This window comes from Stieleria sp. (genome assembly GCF_041595215.1).
Taxonomy (GTDB): domain Bacteria; phylum Planctomycetota; class Planctomycetia; order Pirellulales; family Pirellulaceae; genus Stieleria; species Stieleria magnilauensis.
Map to the genome: position 1 here is coordinate 1 of NZ_JBFHKV010000718.1, position 4,583 is coordinate 4,583.

Here is a 4,583-nt window from a genome sequence, read left to right on the forward strand (position 1 = left end):
AGCCCTGCGGCCCTCCCGCGGCGATCGGCGGGGTTTGCTATGCTGGGGGGCTGCTTCGACCCAGGAAAAGAACACTTGATGACTGATCCGACCGCGACCGAACCGTTTCTCCCCAAGATCTCGCTTCGTTGGCTGATCGGATTGGTCACGGTGTGTGCCGTTGCGATGGGAGTCGTCCAGCAGGCGATCACGACCGGGCAACTGTGGGCGGTGTTGACGACGGTCTTGATCGCAACGCTGACACTGCCGTTTTTGATGTACGTGGGATCGTTTTCGTTGGCGAGCTTGTTTTCGACGCTCGGCTCGGCGGCCATGGGACCCGAACAGCCGATGCGAGTTCATGCGCCCACGACCGAAATGCCCGACGCGATGTCGGATCCGAATCATCGCAATGGCGAAACTCCATGAGGCGTTTGCTTCGCTCGGTCGCCGCCGCTCTAGTCATCGCGGTCCTGGGGACGCTGACCACGGTCTCGGCTGCCGCCGAAGAGATTCAACTGGGGGCGGCACCGTCTAATCCGGCCAAAGCAGGGTTCACGATGTTCGTGATCACCGAGCGGTTGGGCAACGAGGGGTTTCAGCCGATCACGCTGCGGTTTCGAGCGATCGGCAAGTCGTTTACCCGCCAGCGTTCGCTACGCATCTTGTTTCGGCCCCGGACCCAATACGCGACCGAGATCGATTTTCAATTTGCCTGTCAGGTGACGGTGCCGCAAGGCGTCAAGACGTATGACATGCCGGTCCTGGTGCCGCACTTTTATCGCTGGGAATCCTGTTCGGTCCAGGTGATCGAAGACGGCAGGCGGCTGGGAAAGGTGGCGTCCAAGCTGGCGATTCCGGCGTCGGTCAAAGATTGGGGACAATACATGTCGATCGGGGTGATGGTTCCACGAGACGCGGCGACGTCGACCGCCCCCTGGACCCGCTTTCCCGACCTGCGCTCGATCGCCACGATCCTGGGCGAGGGCGCGATCAGTGAAAAGGCGAACGTTCCGCGACTGTCCGGCAAACAGGCGCGGAAATTCGTCGACGACGTCGTCTACGGCTGGGCACGGTTTCGTGTGATCGACGAAGACGCCTTGCAGCCTTCGTGGATCGGTTACAGCCAGTTGGACGTGATCCTGGCACCCTATCCGTTGCTGCAGCGAATCGAACAAGAGCAACCCGATCGATCGGCGGAACTGAAACGTTGGGTATCCGCGGGCGGTCAAATCTGGGCCTACGCGGCACCGTTGCAGGCGGCGGCCTCGCAAGGGACGCAGACGCCGGGGCAGCAAGCGACATCGACGTCGGCCAGTCCGCCTGCTGGGGCTGATCCGCCGAGTTGGCTTGCGGGCGCGCGAGGGGACGTCAACAAGTCGTTCCGGTATTGGGCCGATCCATCGTCCGTCATGACGCTCAGCCAGCCCAACGACACGTCGGCAATTCAATACCAGCCTTGGAACTATGGAACCTACTACTCCAATTCATACGCCTACGGTTCCAGTGAAAAAACTCGTCAATCGGTGTATGACGATCTGGTGGCGGTCAAGCATCCGATGGTTCAGACGGTGACCAAAAAGAAACTCCTCGCCGGGCTGGGTGTGATGCCATACGGTTGGGGACGTGTCGTTTTGATCGAGCAACAGGATCCGTTTCCGGGGTCGTTCCAGCTCTGGAAGTCGCTGGAGATGGACAAACAGAAATGGGGCGAGCGGAACGGGGTGGAGTACGCGACCGGCAACGACAGTTACTGGGCCTGGCTGATGTCGACGGTGGGCCAGCCGCCGGTGACGATGTTTGTGATCCTGAACGGTCTGTTTGTGTTGGTCATGGGGCCGCTGTTGTACTTCGGGTTGCGGCGTCGCGGGCGGCTTTACTTGCTGTATTTCCTGGCGCCCGCGTTGGCGTTCTTGGCCACGATGGGACTGTTTTTTTACGCCTTTCTTTCGGACGGGTTTGACAATCGGGCTCGCATCCGGCAATTGACCTGGATCGACGGTCGGCATCCCGTTTCGCCCCCGGGCGACGGCCAACCGGGACGCGTCCCGGTGATCGACCAGTCGCGTCAGACGTACTACACCGTGGTCGACAATCAACGCGGATTGCGGTTTGCCGGCGACGCGTTTGTGTTACCGGTGCATCATTCGGAAATGATGAACAACTACAACTACCGCGTCGCCGACGACTCGCGGCCGGGTGGTTTTTTGATCGACCAAGTCGGCGACGATCGGCTGTACTCTGGCGACTTCCTGCCCACGCGGACTCAGGTTCATTATCTGGTCACGCGTCCGCACGTCGGCGTGTCTCCGATCGAGATCGATTTCGGCGGTGAGACCGTTTCGCTGACCAACCATTTGCCGACACCGTTGTCGATCGTGGGCGTGCGCGACGACAAGGGTAAGTACTGGGTCGCCCGGGACGTGGCGTCCGCGGCGACGGTGACGCTGGAAAAGGCAAACTCCAATACACTTTCCATGATCGCACTCGGGGTCGTCGATCCGGATTCGACACAGATGCCGACGCCCTATCAGAATCGTGTCTCGATGAACGATCGAACCGGCATCGAAGAGCGGCTCTTGGAATTTTCGCGCAACCCGCAGTGGCGATCCTTCTTGGCTTTGACCGAAGTGCAAGCGGACCAGTTTGCGCTCCGCGAGTGTGTGCAGGATGAATGCGTCCGCATGATCGGAGGGTTGTTGCCGTGACGGGGTCGAAAACCGCTGTCCCGCCAACGTCCGTCCCGCCGATGCCGTGGCAGGGACCGATGATCGAATTGCAAGACGTGACGCGTTTGTTCGGCAGCACGCGCGCGGTCGATCACGTTTCGTTCATGGTCCCACGGGGCAGCGTGTTTGGTTACATCGGTCCCAACGGGGCGGGGAAAACGACCAGCATGCGAATTTTGGCGACGCTGGAACTGCCGACCGCCGGCGACGCCTTCATCGAAGGACTCTCCTCGGTCAACGATCCCGACCGCGTCCGCCGGCGGCTGGGGTTCATGCCCGATGCGTTCGGTTCGTACAGCGACACGAATTGTGCCGAGTACCTGGATTTCTTTGCGCGTTCCAACGGACTGATCGGACGTGAGCGGACGCGGCGGATCCGCTGGGTGATGGATTTCACGGGGCTGCGTTCGATGGCCGAAAAACCGATCACCGGTTTGAGCAAGGGGATGCGCCAACGTCTCTGTCTCGGCCGCGCCCTGATCCACGACCCCTCGGTGCTGATCCTGGATGAACCCGCCGCCGGGCTGGATCCACGTGCCCGAATCGAGTTGCGACAGATCATTCGATCGTTGGCCGCCGATGGCAAAACGATCTTGATCAGCAGCCATATCTTGAGCGAGTTGGCCGAGATGTGCGATCGGGTCGGCATCATCGAGCAGGGGCGGTTGTTGGCCAACGATACCGTCGCCGGTCTGAAAGGCAATTCGCAAACGCATCTCGATTTGATCGTCGTCATCGACGGCGAGACCGAGACGGCCAAAACGATCCTGTCACAGTGTGAGGATGTGTCCGATGTCGTGGAACTCAATCGCACGCTGCAGTTTCGCGTCGCCGGCGACCGACAGCGCCAGATCGAAATCTTGCATCGTCTCTGTGACGCCCGCGTGAACGTGCTGGAGTACCGGGTGGTCGATGAATCGTTGGAGGATCTGTTCCTGAAGGTCACCGCGGGGAAGGTGCAATGACCGATCAAGAGGCATCGAGACGTGCGGGGGACGGCGGTGACGGTGATTCCGACCCATCGGCGGGCCCACAGCTGCACCCGGTCGCCGAACTTTCACTCGGCGGCGGTGGTCAGGCGATTCCCTACCCGGCACTGGCGCTGGACCCTGACGCGAGTGGGTTTTGGGGCTGGGTGGATCGGGCGACCGAGCGGCTGACGAGTCTGTTGAATCCGATCTTGGTCAAAGAGGCCAGGCAATCGCTCAAGAGCAAGCAGTTTCTGATCACGTTTTTCTGTTTGCTGGCCGCGTCGTGCGCCTGGACGATCATGGGGATCGTGTTCAATGCGCCGGATGTTTATTACATCCCGACCGGTGAATCAATGATGATCGGTTACTTCCTGATCCTGTCCGTTTCGATGTTCGCCTTCGTTCCCTTGGTGGCGTTTCGCTCCTTGGCCGCCGAACTCGATGAAGGGACGTATGAGATGTTGGCGATCACGCGTCTTTCGGCCTGGCGGATCGTGTCGGGGAAGATGAACAGTGCCGTGCTTCAGATGCTGATTTACTTCTCCGCCATCGTGCCCTGTTTGGCGTTTTGTTATCTGCTCCGTGGGATCGGGTTGCTGACCATCGTCTTGGTCGTCGCGATCATTTTTATCACAGCGATGGTGTTGACGGCGCTCGCGTTGGTGCTGTCGACGCTGGCCAAGGGCCGGACACTGCAAACGTTTCTGTTGGTCGGCTTGGTCGCGTTCATCGTCGTGGTGGAGTTCACGTGTTGCGGTTTTGTTTTCTCGATGGTGTTGCCCGAGCAATGGAGTGGGACTTGGTTCGGATTTCTCGCTTCGTTCACCGTTGCGGCATCGTTCGTTGTTTTGTTCGTGGCCGCGGCGGCGGCCCGTATCGCTCCGGTTACCGAGAATCGCTCGAC

Annotated in this window: 4 protein-coding genes; all 4 read left to right on the forward strand. The window is 60.2% G+C overall.

All coding sequences use genetic code 11. The features are described 5' to 3' along the window. Positions 1 to 78 precede the first annotated feature (78 nt). Complete coding sequence (locus ABX749_RS23065; protein WP_372898060.1) at positions 79 to 408, forward strand: hypothetical protein; 330 nt, start codon at positions 79 to 81, stop codon at positions 406 to 408. Continuing rightward, complete coding sequence (locus ABX749_RS23070) at positions 405 to 2,687, forward strand: hypothetical protein (RefSeq protein WP_372898061.1); 2,283 nt, start codon at positions 405 to 407, stop codon at positions 2,685 to 2,687. Before ABX749_RS23065 ends, ABX749_RS23070 begins: the two co-directional genes overlap by 4 nt. A gap of 59 nt (positions 2,688 to 2,746) precedes the next feature. Then, positions 2,747 to 3,673 carry an ABC transporter ATP-binding protein gene (locus ABX749_RS23075; RefSeq protein ID WP_372898062.1) on the forward strand — a complete coding sequence of 309 codons (927 nt, stop codon included), beginning with the start codon at positions 2,747 to 2,749 and terminating at the stop codon, positions 3,671 to 3,673. Next, positions 3,670 to 4,583 (forward strand): ABC transporter permease (locus ABX749_RS23080; RefSeq protein WP_372898064.1); only part of this gene is annotated, 914 nt, incomplete at its 3' end. The genes ABX749_RS23075 and ABX749_RS23080, both read left to right, overlap by 4 nt.